The 25,187-nt window shown below is 36.1% G+C and carries 26 protein-coding genes and 1 pseudogene; 3 read left to right on the top strand and 24 right to left on the bottom strand.

Going from position 1 to position 25,187, the window contains the following annotated elements:
* Positions 1-32: 32 nt before the first annotated feature.
* The 24 genes and pseudogenes from BM350_RS14785 to BM350_RS14675 form a co-directional block, all read right to left on the bottom strand.
* Positions 33-824, bottom strand: a complete 792-nt coding sequence (locus BM350_RS14785; protein WP_090911402.1) for a class I SAM-dependent DNA methyltransferase — start codon at positions 822-824, stop codon at positions 33-35.
* The gene (locus BM350_RS14780) at positions 808-1,485 is read right to left on the bottom strand and encodes a nucleoside deaminase (protein ID WP_090911404.1); all 678 of its coding nucleotides are present in this window, start codon (positions 1,483-1,485) and stop codon (positions 808-810) included. Before BM350_RS14780 ends, BM350_RS14785 begins: the two co-directional genes overlap by 17 nt.
* 304 nt (positions 1,486-1,789) lie before the next feature.
* Entirely contained in the window at positions 1,790-2,581 is a 792-nt protein-coding gene (locus BM350_RS14775) for a phosphotransferase family protein (RefSeq protein WP_090911406.1), read from the bottom strand.
* 163 nt (positions 2,582-2,744) lie between these two features.
* The gene (locus tag BM350_RS14770; RefSeq protein ID WP_244548013.1) at positions 2,745-3,464 is read right to left on the bottom strand and encodes a histidine phosphatase family protein; all 720 of its coding nucleotides are present in this window, start codon (positions 3,462-3,464) and stop codon (positions 2,745-2,747) included.
* A 559-nt stretch (positions 3,465-4,023) separates the two neighbouring features.
* The gene (locus BM350_RS14765) at positions 4,024-4,230 is read right to left on the bottom strand and encodes a hypothetical protein (RefSeq protein ID WP_090911410.1); all 207 of its coding nucleotides are present in this window, start codon (positions 4,228-4,230) and stop codon (positions 4,024-4,026) included.
* Positions 4,231-4,282: 52 nt separating this feature from the next.
* Positions 4,283-4,915 (bottom strand): hypothetical protein, encoded by a 633-nt coding sequence (locus BM350_RS14760; protein ID WP_090911412.1) that lies wholly within the window; start codon positions 4,913-4,915, stop codon positions 4,283-4,285.
* Between the two features lie 244 nt (positions 4,916-5,159).
* Positions 5,160-6,428 (bottom strand): helix-turn-helix domain-containing protein, encoded by a 1,269-nt coding sequence (locus tag BM350_RS14755; RefSeq protein WP_090911414.1) that lies wholly within the window; start codon positions 6,426-6,428, stop codon positions 5,160-5,162.
* 992 nt (positions 6,429-7,420) lie between these two features.
* Complete coding sequence (locus tag BM350_RS14750; RefSeq protein WP_090911416.1) at positions 7,421-7,600, bottom strand: small acid-soluble spore protein H; 180 nt, start codon at positions 7,598-7,600, stop codon at positions 7,421-7,423.
* A gap of 143 nt (positions 7,601-7,743) precedes the next feature.
* On the bottom strand, positions 7,744-9,687 hold the full coding sequence (locus BM350_RS14745) for an AMP-binding protein (protein ID WP_090911418.1): 1,944 nt from the start codon (positions 9,685-9,687) through the stop codon (positions 7,744-7,746).
* A 264-nt stretch (positions 9,688-9,951) separates the two neighbouring features.
* The gene (locus BM350_RS14740; RefSeq protein WP_090911420.1) at positions 9,952-11,493 is read right to left on the bottom strand and encodes an acyl-CoA carboxylase subunit beta; all 1,542 of its coding nucleotides are present in this window, start codon (positions 11,491-11,493) and stop codon (positions 9,952-9,954) included.
* Positions 11,494-11,495: 2 nt separating this feature from the next.
* Positions 11,496-12,284 carry an enoyl-CoA hydratase gene (locus BM350_RS14735; protein ID WP_090911422.1) on the bottom strand — a complete coding sequence of 263 codons (789 nt, stop codon included), beginning with the start codon at positions 12,282-12,284 and terminating at the stop codon, positions 11,496-11,498.
* Positions 12,285-12,288: 4 nt separating this feature from the next.
* Positions 12,289-13,200, bottom strand: a complete 912-nt coding sequence (locus BM350_RS14730) for a hydroxymethylglutaryl-CoA lyase (protein ID WP_090911424.1) — start codon at positions 13,198-13,200, stop codon at positions 12,289-12,291.
* A gap of 21 nt (positions 13,201-13,221) precedes the next feature.
* A complete protein-coding gene (locus BM350_RS14725) occupies positions 13,222-13,437 on the bottom strand; it encodes an acetyl-CoA carboxylase biotin carboxyl carrier protein subunit (protein WP_090911426.1) in 216 nt (71 codons plus the stop codon).
* Between the two features lie 28 nt (positions 13,438-13,465).
* Complete coding sequence (locus tag BM350_RS14720; protein ID WP_090911428.1) at positions 13,466-14,803, bottom strand: acetyl-CoA carboxylase biotin carboxylase subunit; 1,338 nt, start codon at positions 14,801-14,803, stop codon at positions 13,466-13,468.
* Positions 14,804-14,817: 14 nt separating this feature from the next.
* Complete coding sequence (locus BM350_RS14715) at positions 14,818-15,963, bottom strand: acyl-CoA dehydrogenase (RefSeq protein ID WP_090911430.1); 1,146 nt, start codon at positions 15,961-15,963, stop codon at positions 14,818-14,820.
* Positions 15,964-16,175: 212 nt separating this feature from the next.
* On the bottom strand, positions 16,176-17,144 hold the full coding sequence (locus tag BM350_RS14710; protein WP_090911432.1) for a YbgA family protein: 969 nt from the start codon (positions 17,142-17,144) through the stop codon (positions 16,176-16,178).
* A gap of 4 nt (positions 17,145-17,148) precedes the next feature.
* Complete coding sequence (locus BM350_RS14705) at positions 17,149-17,802, bottom strand: TetR/AcrR family transcriptional regulator (protein WP_090911434.1); 654 nt, start codon at positions 17,800-17,802, stop codon at positions 17,149-17,151.
* Between the two features lie 22 nt (positions 17,803-17,824).
* Complete coding sequence (locus tag BM350_RS14700) at positions 17,825-18,844, bottom strand: ABC transporter permease (protein ID WP_090911436.1); 1,020 nt, start codon at positions 18,842-18,844, stop codon at positions 17,825-17,827.
* Complete coding sequence (locus BM350_RS14695) at positions 18,841-19,572, bottom strand: ABC transporter ATP-binding protein (protein ID WP_090911438.1); 732 nt, start codon at positions 19,570-19,572, stop codon at positions 18,841-18,843. Before BM350_RS14695 ends, BM350_RS14700 begins: the two co-directional genes overlap by 4 nt.
* 255 nt (positions 19,573-19,827) lie before the next feature.
* Entirely contained in the window at positions 19,828-20,220 is a 393-nt protein-coding gene (locus tag BM350_RS14690) for a GtrA family protein (RefSeq protein WP_090911440.1), read from the bottom strand.
* Between the two features lie 291 nt (positions 20,221-20,511).
* Positions 20,512-20,721: a hypothetical protein gene (locus BM350_RS14685; RefSeq protein ID WP_090911442.1), complete on the bottom strand. Its 210-nt coding sequence runs from the start codon at positions 20,719-20,721 to the stop codon at positions 20,512-20,514.
* 118 nt (positions 20,722-20,839) lie between these two features.
* Positions 20,840-20,911, bottom strand: a pseudogene (locus tag BM350_RS26270) (DUF2441 domain-containing protein); the annotation flags it as partial.
* Between the two features lie 351 nt (positions 20,912-21,262).
* Complete coding sequence (locus BM350_RS14680) at positions 21,263-21,712, bottom strand: DUF6376 family protein (protein WP_090911444.1); 450 nt, start codon at positions 21,710-21,712, stop codon at positions 21,263-21,265.
* Positions 21,713-22,375: 663 nt separating this feature from the next.
* A complete protein-coding gene (locus tag BM350_RS14675) occupies positions 22,376-22,945 on the bottom strand; it encodes a dihydrofolate reductase family protein (RefSeq protein WP_090911445.1) in 570 nt (189 codons plus the stop codon).
* Between the two features lie 449 nt (positions 22,946-23,394).
* Between BM350_RS14675 and BM350_RS14670 the strand changes: the two genes are divergently transcribed.
* The 3 genes from BM350_RS14670 (at position 23,395) to BM350_RS26980 (ending at position 25,069) form a co-directional block, all read left to right on the top strand.
* The gene (locus BM350_RS14670; protein WP_090911446.1) at positions 23,395-24,288 is read left to right on the top strand and encodes a hypothetical protein; all 894 of its coding nucleotides are present in this window, start codon (positions 23,395-23,397) and stop codon (positions 24,286-24,288) included.
* Between the two features lie 33 nt (positions 24,289-24,321).
* Positions 24,322-24,759, top strand: a complete 438-nt coding sequence (locus BM350_RS14665; RefSeq protein ID WP_090911448.1) for an ABA4-like family protein — start codon at positions 24,322-24,324, stop codon at positions 24,757-24,759.
* Positions 24,760-24,904: 145 nt separating this feature from the next.
* Positions 24,905-25,069: a hypothetical protein gene (locus tag BM350_RS26980; RefSeq protein ID WP_170857715.1), complete on the top strand. Its 165-nt coding sequence runs from the start codon at positions 24,905-24,907 to the stop codon at positions 25,067-25,069.
* The last annotated feature ends 118 nt before the right edge of the window (positions 25,070-25,187 follow it).

Below are 25,187 nucleotides of genomic sequence, written 5' to 3'. Positions count from 1 at the left end.
TCGTTGCTGAAAAATGTATTTTAAGAAATCCCTTACCAATTTTTTCTTGCTAAATACAACGCAACAAACTGTGGTTTTTCAATTTTCCCACCATGTTTTTCAATTACGCTATGAATACTATAAAACAATTTTTCTTTTACCTCTTGTGAAAGCAAACGATGGGCAGATTGAGTATGTAATAACGCAATATAATCATCACTTGTATATGTATCAGTCCATTGATAGGTTTTTACAACTAAATTTTGAAACAAATTATGCTGTATTGTCAGATTTGTTCGTTCTTCAATTAGCTCTTCTGGCGTTGGTAACTTGTTAGGATGTAAATGCGGTGCATACTTTTCATAGCAATCTTCAATCTCTCGAAAAACATCTGTATCAGGTTGTATGTGATATGTCCAAAAGAAAGCCATTGTCCCATGTTCGCGCAGCAAATTGGCTACTTTCAGATAGCCAATTTCAGGATTAATAAAATGAAACGCTGTTGCTGAGACAGCAAGTGCGTATAATCCGTCCTGCTGATTCCAATTTTCAAAATCTCCTTGATACACATGTATACCATTCTCATTTTGAAATTTAGAAGCTGTAAATTGAGCTAATCGTTCTCCTAGCTCAATACAATCAATCTGCTTATATCCTAATTCAACAAGTCCTTCCGTTGCTTTACCCGTACCACAACCAATTTCCAGAATTCGATCTTCCTTCTCAATATTTGCATACGTAAACAAATCTTGAAAAAGCTCCTTTGGATATGTAGGTCTTATTTTCTCGTATTCTTCGGCAATATCATCAAAAGTATATTTTCTTTCTTCAAAATTTACATCCACTCGTTTCTTCCACCTCTTTCTTAAAAACTTCTACTTCACTTATAATTTCATCCAAAATAATTGAAATATCTTTCTTTTCTTGTTTCGCTTGTACTAGTTTATTTGACTCATACCATTTTCGACCTATCGCAATTCCAATCGGACAATCTTGCTCCCACGTTTGTAGTAATCGGTCTACAGCATGTCCTCTCCGCAATACAAAATCTGTTTTCAGAACAAATTGTACGATTTCAAGTTCTTTGGACGGACCTAAAACCTTTATATTTTTCCCTTGTAAATAAGCATTTCCATCTTTCAAATTGGTTGCTCCGACCACCTTATCTCTTGCTGCATAATAAATATTTCTAATCCCGGACATAACAATAGCACCAAAACATAAAGGGCACGGTTCCATTGTAGAATACAGTTCATATTCCTTGCGCGTTGCGTTTGTTTCTAAATTATTTATTTTTAATATTGCATTAATCTCTGCGTGAGCAATTTTGTTATTACATATTTCATTTGGCACCGCTTCCGTCTCGTACACTGTATTTCTACCTTTTGAAATAATATTCCCACTTCCATCTACAATAACGGCACCAATTGGAAATGAATTGTTACAATACGATAACCATGCTTGATTAAAACATTCTTTCCATGGTTCAGATAATGTTTGCCACATATCAGATTATGTCCTCCTTCATAAAGTGAAACTTTAATCAGTGGGGGTTTTCTTCATCCCCCACTGATTATCAGCCCTCACCAATCGGGCTTTTACGGGCAGTTTATCTCCCACCTAACTTCTTTAGAAAAGCGGAAGCGGCTCGCCCAGAATCGCAGGACGCCCACGCCTCTGACAGAGAGGCGCTTTTTTCCTCGTCCGAGGGGGCGAAACGACCGGAGATTCTAGCCGCTAGAGCTGGACAATGCTTTCGCTGAATTTTGAGGTGGGAGTATTACTGCCCACGAATAGCGGGATAAATTTTTTAGAGAAAAGAAATGACTTGCTTATACAAATCGTCTTTCTCACCTTCAGGTATGCCTTCTATTAATCTTGCTGCCATAATCGGTAAAAACCATGATTCTATGTCTTTCCACGTACCTTTTGATAAAGTTAAATACTCGTTTACGTACGCCTCACAAAATGCATGGCGCAGCTTCATAATACCTTGTTTCACTGATTCTGGTATACTTGCCGGTAGATGGGCATGTTTTAATATAATAACTGTACGTGCTACATCGGCAAATGGATTCCCAAAGCCTGCTGTCATCCAATCGATAACAATCGGTCCCTGCTCTGAGATTAAAATATTATCAGGATGAAAATCCATATGGCACACTGCTTGATCCGTCGGTAATGTTGCGATATAGGTTGCGATCTTTTCTTTTTGCTCAGATGTAAATCGACTACAAAAATTTACATGCGAAATTAAAGTTTCACATATATCCGAAAATGCACTAGATTTCCGGCTATGAATTTGAAAATGCAATTCAGCAAATCTTTTTGCTTCTTTCCCTACATGCAATGGATCTTTTGCTAGTAGCTCAGTTAAAGTTACACCATCAATTTTTTCATAAATAATACCCGTTCTATTTTGATAAGATATCTTACCCCCTACTTTAGGAACTGGTAATCCAAGATTTTGAATTTCTTGACTTGCAAGAAATTCTCTTTCAATAAGTGATTCATGAATACTATCATGAAATAGTTTTACAATTTCTTTGTCGTTCCATAAATAAATCTCTGCCGTATTTCCGGCTCCGATTTTTTCTTTCATTGATTCGTCCTACTTTCATTAATTCGTTATACATCTTCTATTTATTTCCTTTTCAAAGGCTATTTTCCCTTCTTTATTCGACAAAATTCACACAAGAAAAAAGGCGGATCCTTATCCTCGTAAGAAATCCGCCTTTTTCTCATTCTATTACTTTATATATCCTTTATACTATTACACTTTCTTTACCTTTTTCAACATAACTCATATCACCAACAGATTCGATTTTATACTCTCCATCTTTATAGTGAATTTTAGTTACACTTGCATTTTCTAGTCCAAGTTTTATTTTACTATTATCAATCATGTCTACTAATGCTGTGATTGCAATTCCATGAGATACGATTAAAACGTTACCTCCCCCATTTTTGGCAGTCTCTTCACTAATTTTATCAAGTTCTCTTTTTATACGGGTAGAAAAGGTTTTCCAATCCTCAGCTTGCTTTGTATCGTCTGCCACTGCAATGAAATTCACAATTTCTTCAATAGATAACTTCATGAATTCCTTTGCTGATTTCACGCCAGCAACAACCCCGATCATTTTTTGCATATTTTCATTCTTATCGCCTTCAAAAATTCCGAAATTTAATTCACGTATGTCTTTCCTTTGTACAAGTTTTAACTTTGATTGCTCACTATATTTTAATACTAAGTTAGCAGTTTCAATGGCGCGACCACTATCACTACTGTAAGCAGCAACAAAATGAATATCTTTTAAGCCATTTCCTAGATTTTTAGCTACTTCAACACCCGTTTCTACTAATGGAGAATCCGCCCAACCTTGCACACGCTCACTAGCATTTAACATGGTTTTACCGTGTCTAGTAATATATAACGTAACTATATTATCTTTGTTTTCATTTAATGCATTACTGCCTTTTTCCATCACGTTCATAAATTTCTCTCCTTCAGAATATAACCGGATTTAGTGAACACAAATAAGTAAAACTAAGCTTCTTCTTTAACCAAGTTCATTATTGCTTGAGAAGTTTCATAATCAATGCCGTCATGCACTCTTCTACGATTATACCATCCTTCAATGTATTGAAATAGTGATAGGTTTGCTACTGTGTATATATTACTTCTCCTTTCAAAGACGATGAGATGATTCGATTATTAACTTACAATAAAGTGAAACTTCGATCCGTGTTTTTTTCATCCCCCTTGGATGGAAAGTCCGCCAAATCTGGCTATTTCTAGTTTAGCCTCTTATAATCTAATTCCTCTTATGACATGCTCGCAACAAGAGATATTAATCGCTTACAATTCAATTCTATATATCACATTGACCTTAAAATGATTATCCTTATCACTAAAAAAACTCCAGATAAACAGCATAAAAAGAGTCCATCATACTAGATGGACTCTTTTTATACTGTTTTTCTCAATGATTTTAAATAACGTGCTGTAATTAAAATCATACCAGCTCTCAAATGCTTATTAAATTATTTACTACTGCTTTTTCTTTCAGGAATAAAAGTAGAAAGGAAAATAGCAACAATTAGTGCAAGACTCAAGTTTTCAGTAGTATCAACCTCTAAACTGTTTTTCCATTGATATATAAAGGATATCAATATTATAAGTATAGCAATTCCACCTGTATATCTTACTACTTTTTGCTTATTTCTCGTTTTGTTTCTTTTCGTATCCATATTTATCCCTCTTTCTTATTTATTAGGTAAAGTATGCTGCATTATTATTCCTTTAATGTAATACTGTCTGTTTAATCCATTGCAAGACAATTAAAGGCATCCTTATTTTTTTGAAATCAAATGACAGCTGAATTTGTTCTTCTAACTCTCCGTGTAAATACAATTTCTTTTGTAAGGCTAACATACATTCTGTAGTTTGTTCTTTTAACCTTTGATACATAAATTCTTTTGAATGCTGGATACTTTCATTTTGGTTTATCATATATTCGATAGCTACTAGCCCTTTTTGTTCGCCTATTCTCGCCTGTAATTCTTGAATATTGATATCCTTTAAATGAACAAAATAATCATGATAAAAATCAATTGAATAAGCACCTGGTGTAGATATACCAGTTACTATATTTGGTTGAAAAACAAATAGAATAGGCACTAAAGTTGTAAATGTTTGATCGTAAAATGCTTCATATAGAATTTGAGCTAACGTATTAATATGAATAAATGGTTTCACTAGACTAATCATTTCTTTTTGTGATGCATGTTTACGCAATGGTTGTTTATAAACATGATATGGCAATACTTCACGTTCATTTGAAAGGATTTTTGAATATTGATTATTGCCTTTACTTTGATTCAAATGATAATTTATATTGTCTATCATATTTGTAGAACGTTTTGTCTCTAGCATCAGAATAACCACCTCCTTGCTGTTTGACTTTCTGTACTTAAAATATACGTGTTCATTTATGTTAATAACAATTAGTAAAATTCCATTAAAATTTTGGCGAATTATCACTGGTTTTAACCTTAATATTTTACTTATTTCAAAATATCAGGAAATACTTAATCTGTATATTTGAAGAAAGTAATACATTTGTATGGAAGAGTTCTGCCGTGGACGAATACATAAGAAATCCCACTTAAAGCTACGTTTAAATGGGAGGGAGTTGGCTTGATATTTTAAGATATTTTGCTGACATTTTATAAGAACGATTATCATAAAAATGGTTTCCTAGTTCAGTAGCGAGTTCACGAACTAAAGGGTATTGTTTTTTTTCTAGGCCCATTTCAATTGCTTTATGCATCTCTTTCTCATATCCATAATAATCACCACGTAATTTGAATATGGCGGCTTTAAAACCATATAACTGAACATGTGCGTAAGGAACATCGTAAATTGCTAAAATTTCAAATGCGTCATCCATAAGTCTATTAACGTTTTCCCAGTCTTTAAGTTCTATGTAAATTTCTATTAAGCTACGTAATGTATACACTTTGTCTGCTTCGTTAGGAAGAAATTCGCTAAATTGTAAGCTCTCTTCATAATATTTAATGGCATTGGTATAGTCTTTTAAGCCTTGATATATTTTCGCATAATTATATGAAATTATAGGCAAATACATAGAATTACTAATAACTTTCGCTCCAAGTTCTGCCTGTTTTAAGGATTCAAATGCTTTATCATATAGCTTATCTAAATTATATTGTAGTGCAAGAATTATCAGAGCATCTATTGCTTGATCTTCTAGATTTAATTTTTTATACAATGTGTAAGCTTTTTGAGAATACAGGCGACAAATACTTGGATCTTTATAAAGACGTTGCTTTATTACACTTAGGTTATAACATACATTAGCGTGATGTAAATGTTCTTCTACACCGAGTAAACTCTCTACTTGAACATAAATTTCATGGGCTGTAATATTGTCTTGTTTGCTACAGTAATAAAGACCACGGGCCATTAAGTAGTATATGAAATCCTCATTATTTTGAGCTTCGACTCGATTGGGAATTAATTGTGAAGCCTGATCCACAATAGGTTCTATATATGTTAAGTTATTACCTCGGGAATGATAGTATATTAAAACACCGTAACCCTTAAGTAGTAGGAGAGTTGAGCTTGTTTCGTGGACATAAAGCTCTAATAATGATAAATCCTTTTCAGATATAATATTTTCTTGTTTATATTTATTACATATTTCAAGAAGCTTAGGTTCTATATCCTCATAATCTGCATCGATAAGAAAATTATAATCAACATCTAGCTTTTCAGCGACCTTTTCTAAAAAAGAAGCTGAAGGTTTAATTTGTCCATTTTCAATTCTACTTAAATAAGTTATAGAACAGATTCCGGATACTAGTTCTCCTTGTGTGAATTTTTTATGTATACGTATTTGTCGAATACGTTCACCAATATTCATATCTTCATCCCTTTCTTTGAATGGTCTGCTTTGATTATTTTAAGGCGATATTATAAAAATAACACCTTTATTACCTATAAAAATATTTATATACAGACAATAAAAAAACATTGTATATCTCCTTATGTATATATCAATCCAACTATGAAGGAAAAAATTGAATACAACGCAACTGTAACTAATTCCTTTAATTTTTAATACTTATTTTGATGTATATGGAATTTATATGCCTGATTTACTGATATCAGTTGTCCTCTCCCTTCTACTTATATTACTATATTATACCAATTATCTGATGCTCACGCCTAACACATAATTCATCTCCTACCTAAAATTGATGTTTTACACCTCCAAATTTGTAGGTAAAAGTTTTCTATCTGAAAACGAAAAATAATTACAGGAACTTAAATGTTGCAGAAACTTTCCTGAATCACCAAATATGTAAAACCATACAGAAAAGATTGTTGGAAATTTCACCCTTACTTACTAAACTAATCCGTTAGTACAATTAAGAAAAACAAAAATCTCTCCATTATTAAGATAAGGTATTTGGTTGGGTTCATCTTTTTTATAAACGATTTAACTTTTAGGTCTTGATCATTTCAAAACGGTACAACTTTCTTTCAAACCAGCATCCATACAATCGTTATCATACAGATACTTACATTGTAAGTATTGAACTAAGTTGTGCCCATATAAACTATACTACCCCCAACCTTGTAACAATAAAAAGAGCGAAATCCTGCATAATCAATATTGGATTTCGCTCGATCTTTTCTATAAATGAGCAAAATATATTCTAAAGCTACAGCTATCGAGATTTTTCCGGCAGCTGTTTTTATCCTGCATTAATGGGCGATGCAAAGAGAAATGAGGAAGATACGTGGAGGATAACTGCCCGTAAAAGCCTGATTGGTTCAACTAACCATCAGTGAGGAATGAAAATAACCCCCTGATGGAAGTTTCACTTTATTAAGAAAACATGTAAGCAATTAATGCTCTATTAAGCTGGATACAGGAACCTCTTGTTCATCATTTGGTTCGCTTAAAGGGAAAATTCTAGCTGTTTCATTATTTTCATCTACATTTTGAATGTAAATTTGAACCCCGTTGTAGGTTACATTAGCCATAACTGGTGAAGCGGCAATCTCTTGTGCACGTTGTTTATTCATCATTATAACCTCCTTTTTCGTCTAACAATTATAATATTGACTTCCATTCTCTCAAATATTCTTGTTATTTCATATTGAGTAAAGTACTCATCACCACAAACTAAAAAGCAAACTCCCTATATGAAGGAGTTTGCTTTTAAAAATCACCGTTGTTTCTGAGACTGTATCCCTTGAATATATGCCACAACCTCAGGATTCACAAGTGAAGATAAATCTCCAAGTTCTTTTCCTAAATACGCAGCTTTTATAACGCGGCGCATCACTTTTGAGTTACGTGTTTTCGGCAGATCTTCGACAGCATGAATATCTTTCGGGCACAATGCTTTCCCAATATGAGAGTTTACTAGACTTAATAACTCTTTTTTCAGTTCTGGTGTAAACACAGTACCCTCACGTAACACAACAAAACAATGACACACTTCGCCTTTCACTTCATCTGGAACTCCAATTGCCCCAGCTTCGATGACATCATGGTGTTTTACAAGAATGGATTCATACTCCGCAGGTCCAATGCGTTTTCCAGCAATATTTAACGTATCATCAGAACGACCTGTGATGATATATTGTTCTCCATCATATAACACCCAGTCACCGTGCACCCATTTGTTTTCAAAACGAGACCAGTATGTATTTACATACCGATCGTCTTCTTCCCAGAAGCTCTTCGTCATACCGACCCATGGCTTTTCTAGACATAATTCTCCGACCTCATTTTGAACTGGTACACCGTTTTCATCTAATACAACAGCGGCCATTCCTGGTAGCGATGCATTAAAACTAATTGGCGCGATTGGTTTAATGAGGACATTTCCAAAAATACCACCAGAAATTTCAGTACCACCAGAGTAGTTACAAATTGGGACCCTTCCTTTGCAAACTGTTTCAAAGAGCCACATCCATGGATCTGGATTCCATGGCTCACCTGTTGAACCGATTACTTCCAAACTATGCAAGGAATGCTTCTTCACCCATGAATCGCCTTTTGCCATTAATGAACGAATTAACGTTGGTGAAATACCAAGGTGCGTTACTTCATAACGATCAACCATTTCCCATAAACGATCTGTTTCTGGATAATCAGGAACACCTTCATATATAACCATTGTCGCACCGTTAAGAAGAGAACCAAATAGTAAAAACGGCCCCATCATCCAGCCCATATCAGTAATCCATAACACACGGTCGCCTTGTTTGACATTCATACCAAAACCAGCATCAAATGCTGCTTTTAACGGAAATCCTGCATGCGTATGCACCGTTCCTTTCGGCTTACCTGTTGTACCAGATGTATAAATAAGCATAAGCGGGTCGTCGCTTTTCATTTCTTCTGCGTGTGTAAATGGTTTGTCTTTTTCAAGAACACTCCATGAAATATCATAATCCTGCGGTGTAAACTCATTCCCCGCATGACGAACAATTACGACTTTTTCAACACTTGGACAATGCTCACATGCTTTATCTACTTCTTCTTTTAAAGAAACTGTTTTACCGCGGCGCGCAAATCCATCTGCGGTAATAATCATTTTAGAGCCTGCTGCTTGTACACGCGTCATCACTGCATCTGAAGCAAATCCTGAGAAAATAGGAGAAATGATTGCGCCAATTTTCATAACAGCTAACATGGCAACTACTGTTTCTGGAATCATTGGCATGTAAATGGTTACACGATCTCCTTTTTCAATTCCTAAATGTTTTAAACCATTCGCAACGCGGCTTACCCAATTGTCTAGTTCCTCATATGTAAATGATTTTGATGTACCGTTTTCACCTTCCCAAATGAGCGCCTGCTTTGTTTTCGTATCATCTTCTGCAATCCAACGAGATAGTGCAGATTCTACAACATTGCAAGTTCCATCGACATACCACTTAGCAAATGGCATACCATTTGCTAAGTCTAACACTTCTGTATATGGTCGCATCCATTGATAACCTACAGCACGCTCTGCTGCTTCCCAAAACCACGCTGGATCTTCAATAGACTTTTCATAAAATGTTTCATAATCATCATAACCAAGCGATTGCATCCATTGATATAAGCGTGTGTTTGCTTTATATTCCTCGGCCGGAAACCAAACTGCTTGCTTCACTATTTGTCCCTCCTTCTGTTTTGAAAAGGAAAGCCCTTTAACAGGGCGCTCTCACTAATATATAAATCTATTTTGATGTTTCAACATATAAGTCACTGCTATGCAGAACAAAAGTGACCTGCACTTGTTTTCTCTCTTTGTTTTCGCACCGCACGTGGCAGAAAGAGGCCCTGACCGCTACTATACATAGCCAGTCCCTCTCAACCATTAAAAAAAATGCTTTTCTTCCTTTTTTCATAAAGTGACTGAGTAGTTACTTCATTTTTATACTGGATAAACTGGATGTTTACGATCTGTAAATACTTGATATTTACTCATATACATATCAAAACGTTGCTTTAATTCAGTGCGTAATTGGTTTGGATGAACAATACCATCAATAACCATTTCTGATGCAAGACGATAAATATCAATATCTTGCTTATACTCTTCACGTTTTTGCGCGATAAAGCCCTGGCGCTCTTCTTCTGGTAGCGCTGCAATTTTATTTGCATACACTGCGTTTACCGCTGCTTCTGGTCCCATTACCGCAATTGAAGCTGTCGGAAGAGCAAGGCAGCAATCAGGTTCAAATGCTGGGCCTGCCATCGCATATAAACCAGCACCGTATGCTTTTCTTACAACGATAGAAATTTTCGGCACAGTTGCTTCGCTCATAGCGGAAATCATTTTCGCACCGTGACGAATAATACCAGCTCGCTCTACCTTCGTACCAATCATAAAGCCTGGTACATCAGCTAAGAATAAAAGCGGAATGTGGTAAGCATCGCATAGTGTAATAAATTTCGCTGCTTTATCAGCAGAGTCATGGAATAATACGCCGCCTTTCATACGAGGCTGATTCGCAATAATTCCAATTGGCATACCATTAATACGTGCAAATCCAGTAATAAGTTCTTGTGCAAATAACTTTTTCACTTCAAAGAAAGAGTCTTCATCAATTACACGTTTAATTAAATCGTGCATATTAAAAGGTGCATTTTGGTTTTCTGGGATAATTTGTTCTAATGTTTTTTCGAATTCTTTCGGTTCTTGAGGTTCTGTCATTGGAGCTTTTTCTAAATAGTTGCTTGGAAAGTAAGAAATATATTGACGTGCTTTTGAAATGGCATCTTCTTCTGTTTTGCAAAGTACATCTCCACATCCAGATACAGAGCAGTGCATACGTGCTCCGCCCATCTCTTCTAATGTCACTTTTTCACCGATGACCATTTCAGCCATACGAGGCGAACCAAGATACATAGATGCATTTCCTTCGACCATCATCACAACGTCACAGAAAGCAGGAATGTATGCACCGCCTGCAGCAGATGGACCAAATAGTAAACAAATTTGCGGCACCTTTCCTGATAATTTCACTTGGTTATAAAAAATGCGCCCTGCCCCGCGTCTGCCTGGAAACATTTCAACTTGATCTGTAATACGTGCGCCAGCGGAATCGACAAGATAAAAAAGTGGTACACGTAATTTTTCAGCTGTTTCTTGAATACGTAAAATTTTTTCTACTGTACGAGACCCCCATGATCCTGCTTTTACAGTAGAATCATTTGCCATTACACAAACAGTGCGTCCATTTACTTTACCAGTTGCAGTAACAACTCCATCCGCAGGCAGTCCTTCTTGTTCACAGTTTGCAAATAATGCATCTTCTACGTACTCACCGTTATCAAACAAAAGCGCAAGACGCTCACGAACAAATAGTTTTCCTTTTGCTGTATTTTGCTCATGATATTTCGGTGCACCGCCTTGCTTTATCGTTTCTACACGCTCTTCTAATGTACGAGATTGTTGTTTTTGATCTAGCATATTCATTCCCCCTTATAAATCGGCTTCCGTTTTTCGCGAAATGCTTGTAATCCTTCTAAGCGGTCTTTCGTATGAATAACACCTTCGTACGCTTGCTTTTCCATTTGTAAACCTGTCTGCAAGTCTACTTGCATCCCATTTGTAATTGCTTCTTTCGCACGGCGAACTGCAATTGGACCGTTCGCTGCAATTTGCTTGGCAATTTCAATTGCTTTTTCTTCTAATTCTTCAGCAGAAGTAACATATTCAACAAGTCCGTATTCCTTTGCTTCTACAGCCGAAATACGTCTTGCTGTATAAATTAATTCTTTTGCGCGTCCCATTCCAATTAAACGCGGGAGACGCTGCGTCCCGCCAGCTCCTGGAATAATTGCAAGCGAAGTTTCTGTTAAACCAAGACTTGCTGTTTCCGAAGCGATTCGAATATCACAAGCAAGACTTAATTCTGTACCGCCGCCAAGCGCAATTCCATTGATAACTGCAAGAACAGGTTGTGATAATTCTTCTACCATATCCATAGTAGAGCGAATCATTCCAACTGCATCACGCACTTGTTCTTCGTTCATATTGGCACGTTCTTTTAAATCTGCCCCTGCACAAAATGCTTTTACCCCTGCCCCTGTAATCATTACGACACGGACATCGTTTTCTTCGTTAATACGACTTAGTGTTTCTTGTAGTTCTTCTAAAAGAGCAAGTGATAAAGCATTTGCTTGCCCTTCACGATTTAATGTCACTTTCACGATATGAGGTGTTACGTAATCAACTGAAATATTTTGCAGCTGTAACATGGGATCACCTACTCACTGTTTTATGTTGCAAAGCGCGGTACACATGACTCGGAATCTGCGTACCTAGCTTGCTTTGGATAAATTTTGTTGCTTGTAATAGCTTTTCTTCATTTACATTTGTTTGTACACCCAGTTTATGAAGCATGTGAACTAAATCATTTGTTGCAACGTTCCCAGACGCACCTGGTGCATACGGGCATCCGCCAAGACCACCGCATGAACTATCAAAAGTTGTAACACCGCATTCCAATGACTTTACTACATTAGCAAGTGCCATGCCGTACGTGTTATGGAAATGCATCGCAAACTTAGAAGAATCATATTTTGGGAGTAAGTGCTCTAATACACGCTCTACTTGCGCTGGATTTGCCACCCCGATCGTATCCCCAAGTGATACTTCATAAATGCCATATGAAAACAATTTGTTACAAAGTTCATCAACCGTATGAACGTTCACTTCGCCCTCATATGGGCAACCAAATACAGTTGATACGTAACCACGTACCTTTTTCCCAGAAAATAATGATTGTTTCGTTATCTCTTCAATAACAGAAAGTGCTTCATCAATTGATTTATTAATATTTTTCTTATTATGAGTTTCACTAGCAGATAAAAAGACGTTCACCTCATCTATATCTTGCAACAGCGCCCGTTCCAAACCATTTTGATTTGGAACGAGAGCTGCATATGTAACGTGCGGTTTCCGCTCAAGCGCAGCAAACACATTTTGTGCATCGGCCAAAGCAGGAATCCATTTAGGGTGAACGAAAGATGAAACTTCAATATAGGAAAGACCTGCGTCTGCCAGCATATGAATCCATTTCACTTTATCTTTTGTACCAACAATTTTCTTTTCATTTTGCAAACCATCACGCGGCCCGACTTCTTTAATAGAAGCAAAAGAAGGTAATTTCAATCGATTGCACCCCGTTTCTCACTATTCGATTTCTACTAATACATCTCCCTCATTAACAAAATCGCCTTCCTGCACAAGAATTTTCATAACAGTGCCAGCTTCTTCTACAGCGATTGGAATTTCCATTTTCATAGATTCTAAAATGACGACATCCTGATCTTCCTCTACTGTATCTCCTACACCCACTACAATTTTCCAAACGTTTCCTGCCATCGATGCATATACTTTTGTCATCATTTATTTCCCCCTTTAAATTTCGTAACCTTTATTTTTTCACAAGCTGCTTCGTTACAAAGCTTGTTGTGTAAATGCCACTCTGGAATACTTCATCTTCTAAGACTTGCAGAAGCATCGGCGTATTTGTTTTAATACCCTCTACTTTTAGTTCTTCTAATGCTGCTTGTAGCTTTTGGATTGCTTCTCCTCGCGTTTCCCCATGTGCAATTACTTTTGCAATCATCGGATCATAAAACGGAGTAATTGCTACACCATCTTCTAAGAAATGATCAATGCGCACTGCTGTTGGAAGAGACAGAGATGTAATTTTCCCTGGTGATGGGAAAAACGTTTTTGGATCTTCAGCATAAATGCGCGCTTCAATGGCATGACCACTACGCTTTACTTCATCCTGTGTAAACGAAAGGGTTTCGCCTGATGCAATTCGCAATTGCTGCTCAACTAAATCAAGACCAGTAATTTCTTCTGTTACCGGATGTTCTACTTGTAATCTCGTATTCATTTCTAAGAAATAGAAATTTTTCTCATCATCAACAAGAAATTCAATCGTTCCTGCATTTGTATAACCGAGCGCTTTCGCAGCTTTCACTGCAACCTCTCCCATTTCTATGCGCGCTGCTTCATCTAAAAATGGAGATGGCGCTTCTTCAATTACTTTTTGATTACGGCGCTGCACCGAACATTCACGTTCCCACAAATACACCGTATTCCCTTGTTTATCAGCAAGCACTTGAATCTCAATATGATGCGCATTTGTAATCAATCGTTCCATATACATTTCTCCGTTGCCGAAAAAATTCTTTGCACGCGTTTGATTACTTTCAAACGCTTGAGTGAGCGCTTGTTCAGTTTCTATCACTTGCATACCAATGCCCCCGCCACCAGCGGATGCCTTTAACATAAGTGGATAACCAATTTGGTCTGCAATTTCTTTTGCTTCTTCAACAGTTGGAATGCTAGATGAAATACCAGGTACAATAGGAACTTCAGCCGCTAACATTGCTTTGCGAGACTCAATTTTGCTTCCCATCTTTGCAATCACATCTTTGGAAGGACCGATAAAGACAATTCCTTCTTCTTCACAACGCAATGCAAATGTTGTATTTTCTGACAACAATCCGTAACCTGGATGAATTGCCTCTACTTTTGTTTCTTTTGCAATTTCAATGATCTTTTCAAGGTTTAAATAGCTTTCTTGAACACGCGGACCGCCGACAAGATGTGCTTCACTTGCCATTTTCACATGAAGGGCAGATTCATCAGCTTCTGAATAAATTGCCACTGTTTGAATTCCTAGTTTTTCACACGTCTTTATAATACGAACAGCAATTTCACCGCGGTTAGCAATTAATATTTTTCGAAACATAGTGAACCCTCCTCTTAGCGACATCCTAAATGTCTTGAAATAACGAGACGTTGAATTTCAGAAGTACCCTCACCAATTTCTAATAGCTTTGCATCACGAATATGACGCTCTACTTCATACTCACGCATATATCCGTAACCACCATGAATTTGCACAGCTTGGTTAGATACACGGCTTGCTGTTTCAGATGCAAAAAGTTTTGCCATCGCTGCTTCTTTTCCGAATGGTTTATCATTGTCTTTTAACCAAGCAGCTTTATGTACCATATTGCGTGCTAATTCAACTTCTGTTGCCATATCTGCTAATTTAAATTGAATTGCTTGGAAGTTTGATAGGGAACGACCAAATTGTTTACGCTCCTTCGCATATTGCAGTGCACGCTCAAATGCAGATTGAGCAATCCCTACTGCTAATGAAGCAATGGAAATGCGCCCACCATCTAACGTATATAAAAATTGCTTAAATCCTTTATTTATATCTCCAAGAATATTTTCCTTCGGTACACGAACGTCATCTAAAACAATTTCACATGTATTAGAAGCACGAACGCCCATTTTGTCGTACGGACTAGAAATTGTTAATCCTTCGCTATTTGTCGGTACGATAAAAGCAGAGATACGTTTTTTACCGCTTTCCTCAACACCATTGATAGCGGTTACAATAATCGTATTTGCATACTCGGCATTTGTAATCCAGCACTTCTCACCGCTAATTACATATTCATCACCGTCTAATACGGCTTTCGTTTGTGTGCCGCCAGCATCAGATCCAGCATTTGGCTCCGTTAATCCAAATGCACCAAGTGTCTTACCAGATGCCATTGGAACTAAATATTTTTGTTTTTGTTCTTCTGTACCAAAATAATAAATAGGAGAAGCACCTAATGAAATTGTCGCCGCATAACTTAACCCTGTACCACCACAAGCGCGGCCAATTTCTTCAACTGCTAGTGCATACGATAACGTATCGCCGCCAGAACCACCGTATTCTTCAGGGAATGGGATTCCTAACAAACCAAGTTCGCCCATCTTTTGAAACGTTTCATATGGGAATTCTGCCGTTTTATCATAATACACAGCCTTCGGAGCGATTTCCTTTTCAGCAAAGTCGCGCACCATTTCTTTAATCATTTGTTTTTCTCTAGTAAGAGTAAATTCCATTTGTCACACCCCTTATCGAATTCGTTATTTCGACAGCGCGTGCGTATATAGTACAAACATTACTCTAAAGAAGAATGAATAATAGTAAGATAATTGCTACAATTCTGTCACAATTTAATTGTAAAACAGAATCTGTACTAATGCACAAAAAAATTCCTACATTGTTCTACAACAACATAGGAATAAAAAAGTCGAATTATGCAGTTTTTTGTTTAATAATCTCGTCCTTTTCCAGAATCTGTGATTTCCACTAACATTTCTGGATACGGTTCAAAATATGTTTGTCTCAGTAAATATGTTTCTTCAAATCGGATGGCCCACGATTTTAAAATGGTAAGTAAACTACTTAATGGTATTTTCCTTTCAGCATACTTACTGAGCAAAGAAAGAAAATGATCTTTTTCTTCTTTCTTCAATTTATTTTTAAAATATCCAAAAATATGCTGACATACGTTGATATTTGATGTATACCGCGGTGTACGATTTAACAATTCATACAATATTTCCTCATACATTGCAAACACTTCATCAATCGGTCGCTTTTCCTTATTCGCAATGACGCGCCCTAATTCTTTTTGCTTTGTTTGATTATATGCCATGAATAAATACTTATGATCAGATTGAAATTCAACTAATGCTTTCATGTTTTTATTTTTCTTTAACGTTTTAAAATGTGCAATTGTAAATAGCTGCGTCAAAAAATGTTCGCGAATGATAAAATTCGACAGTCTTCCTTCTTCCTCAATCGCTAAATGTGCAAATCCTGCTAAGACTGCACTACCAAATAACCCGGCGCCCTTGCCTTTTGTGGGTGCCTTTCCTAATCCAGCATATATTTTCACATCACGCGTTCCGCAGCTTGGTGACCTATTTTTCAAAATGAAACCATCCACATCCGGTAAAGAAGATAAAAATACATTTGAAAATTGCTGCATTTTCTCCGTTAAATCAGCACCTGTTGATGGCTGCACTAATTTTTGCATCCCATCTTGCTCGACAATACGAATCGTTTCTCTTGGAATGCCAAGTCCAATCTCCACTTCTGGGCAAACTGGAATGAATTCTACATACGGCTGTAAATTACGTACTGTTGCATCAGAAAGCTTATCACCGTTATAACGACATGCTTCAAATTCTAAACATTTACTTACGACAACTGTTGGTTTTACAAATTGCCTCATACAATTACCTCCGATGTGTTAGCCCGTATAAAATGAATTGAACGGTAGACTCGATTTCAGCCTCATCATCCCACTTTTCTTCTGGTAGTAACAAAAAACGAGTTAAAATTAAGCCAATAACAGCTGATATGGTAAATCGTAATACTCCTGGTGTTGGAATTTCAATAATTTGTCCTTGCTCCTGAAAATGATTCACAATTTTTTCAAAACGAGAGTAAATTTCCTTTGCGAATAGTTGTTGAATTTCATCTTTCAATTCAGGTTGAAACGGTACTTCTTGAATTAAAATTTTCAGCATCGGAAAATGCTTTCTCGCAAATTCAAAGCGATTCCGAATAACCGTACGTAAAAAGTTTTCATATGAATCATACGTATTGTCAAATATTTCTTTCACAAAAGTTTGCACAAAAAATGGTGCAGCAAATTTTGTTAACGTTGGCATCACAACCGCAAACAACAAATCTTTTTTCGTTTTATAGTAGCGGAAAATCGTTCCTTCTGCTACACCGGCACGCTTCGCAATTTCACTCGTTGAAGTTGCTGAATATCCTTTTTCACTAAACATGTCTACTGCTGCTTCTAAAATACGCATTTGCCGTTCGTTGCGCTTATCTGTCCCTGTAGCGGCAATTAATTCTTCTAACCAATCCTCTTTCATGATAGGCTCCTTTTTTCTTCCATTATATTCTTCTATGCTTCTTCAAAGCAAACACGTTACCGAATGTAAACACAATCGCAAATAATAATAAAACACCAAGATCACCAGCAATTTCGCTAAATCCTTGATTTCGAATCATAACTTGCCGCATCGCATCTGCACCGTATGTTAATGGAAATAACTTTCCTAATAGCTGTAACCACTTATTCATAGACTCAATCGGAAATAAACCTGAAAAGAAAATTTGCGGTACGATAACCAATGGGATAAACTGAATCATTTGAAACTCATTGTTTGCATACGCTGATAAAAATGTTCCAAGCGTTAATGCTGTTAATGAAAGCATACATGTAATAAGTAACGTCAGCCACGGTGAACCTGCAACATATAAATCAAGAACATACACAGAAAAACTAACAATGAGGACGGATTGGAAAAACGCAAAAATACCGAATCCAATAATATAACCCACAACAATCTCCCAGCGCCGAATTGGGGTCGATAATAATCGTTCCAAGGTACCGCTTAAACGCTCCCTGACAAATGAAACTCCTGATAAAATAAAGACAAAGAAGAATGTAAAGAAACCAATTAATACCGGACCTAATCCATCAAACATCGTAAAATCAGTTGAGCCGTGTAAATAAGAAACATCTGGTTTCATCACTGCCGATTCTGGTTTTTCCATACTCTTTTGCAAAACTTGCATAACCGCACGATTTTTCGATGAATCACTGCCTTCTAACGTTACTTTCATCGTTCCATGATCTACAGTAACCATCGCATCAATTGCTTGATCTTCTAATTTCCTATGCGCCTTGTCTTTATCGTACTCATAAATAGAAGCATCTTGTTTTTTCATTGCGTCTACAATTGGTGCTGGTACATCAACTAAAGCAATATGAGGCTTGTAGTCTTTTTGTGTAAATACAAGTGAAAGAAGCCAAAGAAGTAGCATCGGTGCTCCGAACATAAGCGCAAGCGACCGTTTATCTCGGAAAAATTGACGAATAATACGGATAACAACTCCAAATACTCTCATCGTTCCATCGCTCCTTCCAATAAAAAGACATCTTCAATACGTCCAGATGTTGTTCGTTGTTTTAGTTCTGCTGGAGAACCAGTTGCAATCAACTTCCCTTCACGAATTAAGCCAAGACGTTCACAAAACTCTGCTTCATCCATAATGTGCGTTGTAACAATAATTGTTGTTCCTTGTTTTTTCAGCTCATAAAACTTATCCCAAATTGATTTTCGTAAAACAGGATCGATACCGACAGTCGGTTCATCCAAAATAAGAAGCTTTGGTTCATGCAAAAATGACATAGCAAGTGATAAACGCTTCTTCATTCCACCTGAAAAATGTTGCACTTGCTTTTTGGCATCCTCAGATAACTGCACAAGCTCAAAAACTTCAGATATACGTTCTCTCTTTTGTTTTCCCTTTAACCCATACATTGTCGCAATAAAATCAGCATTTTCATAAGCGGATAGTTCATCATATAATGCATCAGCTTGCGCCATATATCCAATTTGCTTCATTCCATTCAAATCTGGCATAACCGTTTGCAGTGCAGTTACTTCCCCTGATGTCGCTTCGCTAATACCAGCAATCATTTTAATAAGTGTTGTCTTCCCTGAACCAGACGGACCGACTAAACCAAAAATTTCAGCTTCTCTAACTGAAAATGAAATATCTTGAATCACTTGTTTCTTTCCAAAGTACTTGGAAACATGATTAAGCGTTACAGCCTCGTTTATTAGAGACATAAACTTTCCTCCTCTTCACATTAATGAGTGAGTACTCACTTTTATTTTAAACTGATATTAATATATGTCAAACGTTTCTTTTTGTTGTTCGTTACAAACACCTTTTCTTTAATGCTTGTTCTCTTCAACAAGAAAACTCAACAAAATAAAAAACGAGATGAATTTTCATTAGAATCCAAGAAATACAGAATAAAAAACCGCTTTAAAATAAAAAAATTCCTCAACATAAATGCTGAAGAATTTTTTATAATAGTTTTACATAGCAGCTTCTTTTTTTGTAACTAATATTTTTTTTGATATTGCAAATGTAAAAGGAATTGCAATTACAGATGAAATCAAAGGTGCGATGTCCTTATTGAAGTTCAATATATCAACTAAAACATAAATACTAATTGTCGTAATGCTAAAGTTTATAATATAAGTTAACGGAAACTGGAAAAACTTCTTTAATGTGACTTTAGTTCTATACGTAAAGTATGTATTCATAAAAAAAGAACCAATCATACTTACGATAAAAGCTATACTATGTGCTGTTAAAGTATGAAAATGAAAAGCATGAGTAAATAATAAATAAAGTAGCCAATAGTTTAATGTATTCATACATCCTACCAAAACAAATCTAGTTATTTGTTTGTAATTATTGTTCATTGTCACTCTCCCTACGCGCAAACTGAACCATATTATACCATATAAAGAGATTTCTAACATGCAAAAGTTACAGTCGTACAGATTGCGTGCTTAATACAAGGTTATCGTAATCCAATATGTATCGAGAGTGCACGGGAGAACTTTTTAATTTTAATAAGCCATTGGAATAAATAAGCATAATTCCAATGGCTTTTTTACTTTACTACGTTACATAGCAAACTCATGAAACAATAAGATTAACTACGTTTTTGCCTCTTATTTGATGATTTCTAATTCTAAATTTTCCCAACACTATTTTTTCCCTCTTAAAATAGCTTTTTTTAAAATAAAATAAGTAATAGAAAATAGTAAACAAGTAGCTATTGTACCAAAAGTTGCAATCGAAATTTTACCCGCCATTGTTTCGTTTGGATCTAATGCATTTGGTAAAATTGTACCAAAAACAGCAAGACAAGCCATTAGAATCATAATGTACTTTAATATTTTTATTTTCCGATTCATATTGATTCACTCCTTTATTCCTAAACAGCAATTTCTAAAGATTCTCCTAATGTCCAAAGAGATACCAATCTCTAATTTGTAATTTTTTACAAATAAATATATGAGACTTTTCTAGAATCTAAGCTGAGAAATCATTAATAATTTCTACCACTTCAATTGTTCCGTTAATCAAAAGCTCGGGAAGCTCATTTTTTCCCTAGTAACAATGTGATAAACATACAAGTCGTTCTCTTTCATGTCCTGCCTCCTATTGGTGTTCATTGTATTGCTTATATCATACAATACACCATATTATACCAACGAATAGGGACGATAAGGGAGAATTTTCCGCTTAATGGGGTAGCTTAAGAAGCCCTTCTATAAAAAGCTGCACAACAAAATAAAATAAGTGGATACAAATTTATCTTAGCTTGATAGCGATGTGGCGGGACTCCTATTTGGAGTATCATTTTTTATATACAATAATTGGTGAATAACTGATTGTTATACCTTCAAACTAAAAAATTCCGTTATACATAACGGAATTTTTTTCAGACTATATTTACTGACCTAAATTTTGAATCTTATCTTTTAAGTCTTGAACTTGTTGAATTGTCTGCATAAGGTCTGAGTTCTTGAATTGTTCTACATCCATTTTTCCTTCTTCTACCTTCTTCATAGTTGTATCAATTAATTCATTTAACTTTTCATTATATCCAACAATTTGCTGATGCATATCCTTTGCTACATCAGGAGGTGTCAATTCATTAAAAGCTGGAATATCCTTTTGAATTTCTCTGAGTCTAGTTTCTAATTCTTTGCGGGCGGCACCATCGTTGATTGCTTTTTCTACTAATCCCGGCGCTTCATTTGCAAACGTACTCACTTCATTAACATAGTCTATTGCCTTTTGAGCATAGTTAATTGAATTCTTACCTTCTTCAATCATAGAGCAGCCTGTTAAACCAATTACCAGCATACACATGAATAACAAAGCTTTTTTTATCGACATCTCTTCATCTCCCCTAAATTCGTACAAATCCACCTATTTATTGTTAACATTTAGAAAGTAAACGTCAAGTAACTCCAAAAAGTATAAATGACAATTTTAAAATCATCTTACAATTATCTCGTTCTATTATATTTTTTCTAGGTGTGTATTTCTTATGCTTTCATTATCACATCGAAATAGTATATGAACTATCTAATAACCTTACATCAATATGACAGTTTTGTAAGGTTTTATAAGTAAAAATATAAAAAGAGTTTATATATATCACATGCCCAGAAATAAAGTTTAATTGTAACTACTCAGCCAGATATTTGATTTAGAAGTTTAGTAAGGAGTATAATGCCAGAGAAAATACACTTACCTATCATTGCTGCCATGAAGATAAAAATGGACCTACACCTCGCTGCCTTTCTTTGTTTTCAAATTTTGCGCGTGGTAGAAAAAGGCCCTGACCGCTACTATACATAGCCAGTCCCTCCCTGGCCACTTAAAAAAATGCTTTTCTATCGGTTTTTCATAGAGTGACCGAGTAGTTACAAGAGTTTAATGATTCTCTACGTATGTTATTCAAGAATCGCACCTTATTGTTAACGAAGTGACAATTACTATCGAGTATTTCTTAATGATATTTATTGTATTTTATCTTTGGAATGTGCAATATTATTAATTCCCATTCAAATGATAGATTAGTTGCACAACGCCAGAGGAGAACGTTCTTGTATTAACCATTTTTAAATTCAACCTCTGTTTTATATCAATAAACAACGGTTTTCCTTCTCCTAAAATAACAGGGTGGACAGATAATCTAAATTCATCAACAAGCCCTAAATTGATAAAAGTTGTAATAAGACTTGCTCCGCCATAAAGCCAGATGTCTTTACCAGGCTTATTCTTTAATTTATTTACTTCTTCAAAAATATTATCGTTTATGAACATTGCTTTACTATCAGTTCCTTTTTGTGTTCTGGAAAACACATATTTTTCTTTGCTATGAACTAGTTCCCAAATTTCTTTTTCAGTATCAGTATCTTCAATTCCCGGAGTAAATTGTCCCCATAAATCGTAGCTTTTTCTTCCATATAAAATAGTATCAATTTGATTTAAGAAGTGAATAAATCCTATCTCAGAGTCCATGATGCACCAATCAACTTCCCCATTTTCCCCTTCAATAAAACCATCTAAAGTAACTGCTAAATCTAAAATGATTCTTCTTGCTCTTACGTTATTAGACATAATTCTTCCTCCCGCCAAGTTTTTTATATTTTCATTATTTACAACATTTATTTCTGAATAAAGTTACAGATGTTATTAAGCTCAATTAACCTGCCCTTTAACGAAACAACTTATTGTCACTCAAAATCAGCTGTTCTTTTCCTTTTCCCTATAAAAAACACCTCGAACGGAGAAGACCACTTGCTATCGATTGGAGAATTCTCAAAGATATGTGGAGTATCTACACAAACACTTCGATATTTAATTGTAGTAATTATCATTTCAGGACAAACTAGTGTTGGATAGACAAAAATAAAAGGATAAAACGACATAACAGTTCAAATCAGTGATGCGGCAACAGACAGCCCAAGTAGTAACAGTGCTGCTTTTTTTCATAGTTTATTTATTTGTTAATAAAATATGAAATTCATTTCCCTTAAGAGAAATCATGAGAAAGGAATGATCAATTGATGAAGGCAGGCAATCAAAAGGTCGACACAATGCCGGGGATGAAGCTCTTTGATGGAGAAAAGCTTCTCGTAATTATTAGCATGCTTGGCTTTGTGCTTGCAGTTGGTGTTGCGGTATATATTGAACTATACGGGGCAATCACTTTTCCAAAAGGCGACTTGGAGCAAGCGTTTTCTTTCAATGCCGCAATCGCATTGTTTATTTTGTCCATAGCAGCCATTTTACCGATAACAGGGCTGAGTTCCCGCAAACGGACAGCTATTCGTTGGACTTTCACACTGACAACTCTATATGCCTATGCGGTCGAAACGATCCAGCATTTTCGCGGGATTAATCCACGGTTTACGCGTGCCAACTCTGCTATCGATTCGATTGCCGGTGCTTTGTTCGGGCTTGATTCGTTATTGATCATCATCGTGACTGTACTGCTTGCCATCCCGTTTTATCGCAAAGGACAGATGAATGAACGTCCGCTTTTAGTATTGGGCATCCGCTATGCACTTTTCTCAACTATTATTGCCTTTGCCTCAGGAATATGGATGATCGCGCTGCAAGGCCGATATACGGGCGAGGCAGGAAACTTAATTGTCCTTCATGGGCTCAGCTTTCATGCTTTGCAGGCACTAACGTTGCTAGGATGGGTATCGGAGCGGACATATACATGTAGTAGGCATGCCCTGCGGCGAATTCATTTTGGAGGTTTCGCCTGGACGCTTTCCATCGTGCTGATTGGTTTACAAACCGCCCTCGGACGTTCCGTTTTTGAACTGACATTGCTGCCGGCTCTTTCCGGCACCATGCTGCTCATCTGGCTTGCCATATTCGTTTCCGCTGTATTTAAAATGCTGAGACTGAAGCCGATGTCTGCCAATCCATCATCGCATAGAAATTAAAATAACATTTTCCTGGAGAGGAGAATTGTAACGATGTATGAAAAGCTGTTTTCCCTTGCCAGCATAGCTATACTGCTCTGGCTTCTTTTGATATTGTTACCGACGTGGCAAGTCACAAAGTTTCTCGCGGGCATAGCCATTTTTCCTATGTATCTCGCTGCACTTTATGCTGTTGGAATCATCATGGTTATCGTAGGCTCAGGCTTTGGATTCGTTCAAGATTTCGGGTCGGCGGAAGGTGTCATCCGGCTGTTGTCCAAACCGGACTTTGCCTTACTCGTCTGGCTTCATTTACTCTGTTTCGATCAAGCGATTGGCCATTACGTTTATAGGGATAACATGGAACATCGGTATGTATCCATACCGTTGCAATCTATAATCTTATTCCTTATCCTGATGTTTGGCCCGCTTGGGTTGTTATGTTATCTTGTGCTACGGCAGGTAAGGAAACGAAACAAGATAACTTTATAAAACTAAGTAAGCTATCGAAAGTATAATGTTCTTTTTGAGCTTTTTATAAGTAGAGATATTATAAGAAGATATTTTTAACAAATATATCTAAAACATCAAAAGAGATAGTCCCTAAAAAATTCACATAATGTAAGGAGGAATAAAAATGGACTCTAAACAGAAAGACTATAATGTTGAATATCAATGTCCTAAAGGAGTTGTATATTACAAAAAAGTACAAGCGAGTGATGTTAAAGAAGCAAAACAACAAATATTAGCTCAACAACCTGACATGAAAATTAGGGATGTTAACCTTATTGATTCTGAATAAACGAAAATAGCTAGAGCTGAAATATATAACTACTACGAGCTCTAGCTATTTTTTGCTTCATTCACATAGCTAATGTTAGCGGAAGTTAATCATACTATTTTTCAACTTGCTTTATAAA

It is taken from the genome of Bacillus sp. 103mf (assembly GCF_900116295.1).
In the GTDB taxonomy this organism is placed as follows: domain Bacteria; phylum Bacillota; class Bacilli; order Bacillales; family Bacillaceae_G; genus Bacillus_A; species Bacillus_A bruguierae.
This window is presented reverse-complemented; position numbering and strand designations above follow the sequence as displayed.

What these genes read in the sequence shown, in the direction of transcription:
- BM350_RS14765 (WP_090911410.1), bottom strand. Translation starts at nt 4,230, where the DNA reads ATGGATACGAAAAGAAACAAAACGAGAAATAAGCAAAAAGTAGTAAGA.
- BM350_RS14725 (WP_090911426.1), bottom strand. Translation starts at nt 13,437, where the DNA reads ATGATGACAAAAGTATATGCATCGATGGCAGGAAACGTTTGGAAAATT.
- BM350_RS14715 (WP_090911430.1), bottom strand. Translation starts at nt 15,963, where the DNA reads ATGGAATTTACTCTTACTAGAGAAAAACAAATGATTAAAGAAATGGTG.
- BM350_RS14780 (WP_090911404.1), bottom strand. Translation starts at nt 1,485, where the DNA reads ATGTGGCAAACATTATCTGAACCATGGAAAGAATGTTTTAATCAAGCA.
- BM350_RS14775 (WP_090911406.1), bottom strand. Translation starts at nt 2,581, where the DNA reads ATGAAAGAAAAAATCGGAGCCGGAAATACGGCAGAGATTTATTTATGG.
- BM350_RS14720 (WP_090911428.1), bottom strand. Translation starts at nt 14,803, where the DNA reads ATGTTTCGAAAAATATTAATTGCTAACCGCGGTGAAATTGCTGTTCGT.
- BM350_RS14685 (WP_090911442.1), bottom strand. Translation starts at nt 20,721, where the DNA reads ATGAATCGGAAAATAAAAATATTAAAGTACATTATGATTCTAATGGCT.
- BM350_RS14700 (WP_090911436.1), bottom strand. Translation starts at nt 18,844, where the DNA reads ATGAGAGTATTTGGAGTTGTTATCCGTATTATTCGTCAATTTTTCCGA.
- BM350_RS14735 (WP_090911422.1), bottom strand. Translation starts at nt 12,284, where the DNA reads ATGTTACAGCTGCAAAATATTTCAGTTGATTACGTAACACCTCATATC.
- BM350_RS14695 (WP_090911438.1), bottom strand. Translation starts at nt 19,572, where the DNA reads ATGTCTCTAATAAACGAGGCTGTAACGCTTAATCATGTTTCCAAGTAC.
- BM350_RS14665 (WP_090911448.1), top strand. Translation starts at nt 24,322, where the DNA reads ATGTATGAAAAGCTGTTTTCCCTTGCCAGCATAGCTATACTGCTCTGG.
- BM350_RS14770 (WP_244548013.1), bottom strand. Translation starts at nt 3,464, where the DNA reads ATGGAAAAAGGCAGTAATGCATTAAATGAAAACAAAGATAATATAGTT.
- BM350_RS14740 (WP_090911420.1), bottom strand. Translation starts at nt 11,493, where the DNA reads ATGCTAGATCAAAAACAACAATCTCGTACATTAGAAGAGCGTGTAGAA.
- BM350_RS14675 (WP_090911445.1), bottom strand. Translation starts at nt 22,945, where the DNA reads ATGTCTAATAACGTAAGAGCAAGAAGAATCATTTTAGATTTAGCAGTT.
- BM350_RS14705 (WP_090911434.1), bottom strand. Translation starts at nt 17,802, where the DNA reads ATGAAAGAGGATTGGTTAGAAGAATTAATTGCCGCTACAGGGACAGAT.
- BM350_RS14680 (WP_090911444.1), bottom strand. Translation starts at nt 21,712, where the DNA reads ATGTCGATAAAAAAAGCTTTGTTATTCATGTGTATGCTGGTAATTGGT.
- BM350_RS14710 (WP_090911432.1), bottom strand. Translation starts at nt 17,144, where the DNA reads ATGAGGCAATTTGTAAAACCAACAGTTGTCGTAAGTAAATGTTTAGAA.
- BM350_RS14690 (WP_090911440.1), bottom strand. Translation starts at nt 20,220, where the DNA reads ATGAACAATAATTACAAACAAATAACTAGATTTGTTTTGGTAGGATGT.
- BM350_RS14750 (WP_090911416.1), bottom strand. Translation starts at nt 7,600, where the DNA reads ATGAATAAACAACGTGCACAAGAGATTGCCGCTTCACCAGTTATGGCT.
- BM350_RS26980 (WP_170857715.1), top strand. Translation starts at nt 24,905, where the DNA reads ATGGACTCTAAACAGAAAGACTATAATGTTGAATATCAATGTCCTAAA.
- BM350_RS14760 (WP_090911412.1), bottom strand. Translation starts at nt 4,915, where the DNA reads ATGCTAGAGACAAAACGTTCTACAAATATGATAGACAATATAAATTAT.
- BM350_RS14755 (WP_090911414.1), bottom strand. Translation starts at nt 6,428, where the DNA reads ATGAATATTGGTGAACGTATTCGACAAATACGTATACATAAAAAATTC.
- BM350_RS14670 (WP_090911446.1), top strand. Translation starts at nt 23,395, where the DNA reads ATGAAGGCAGGCAATCAAAAGGTCGACACAATGCCGGGGATGAAGCTC.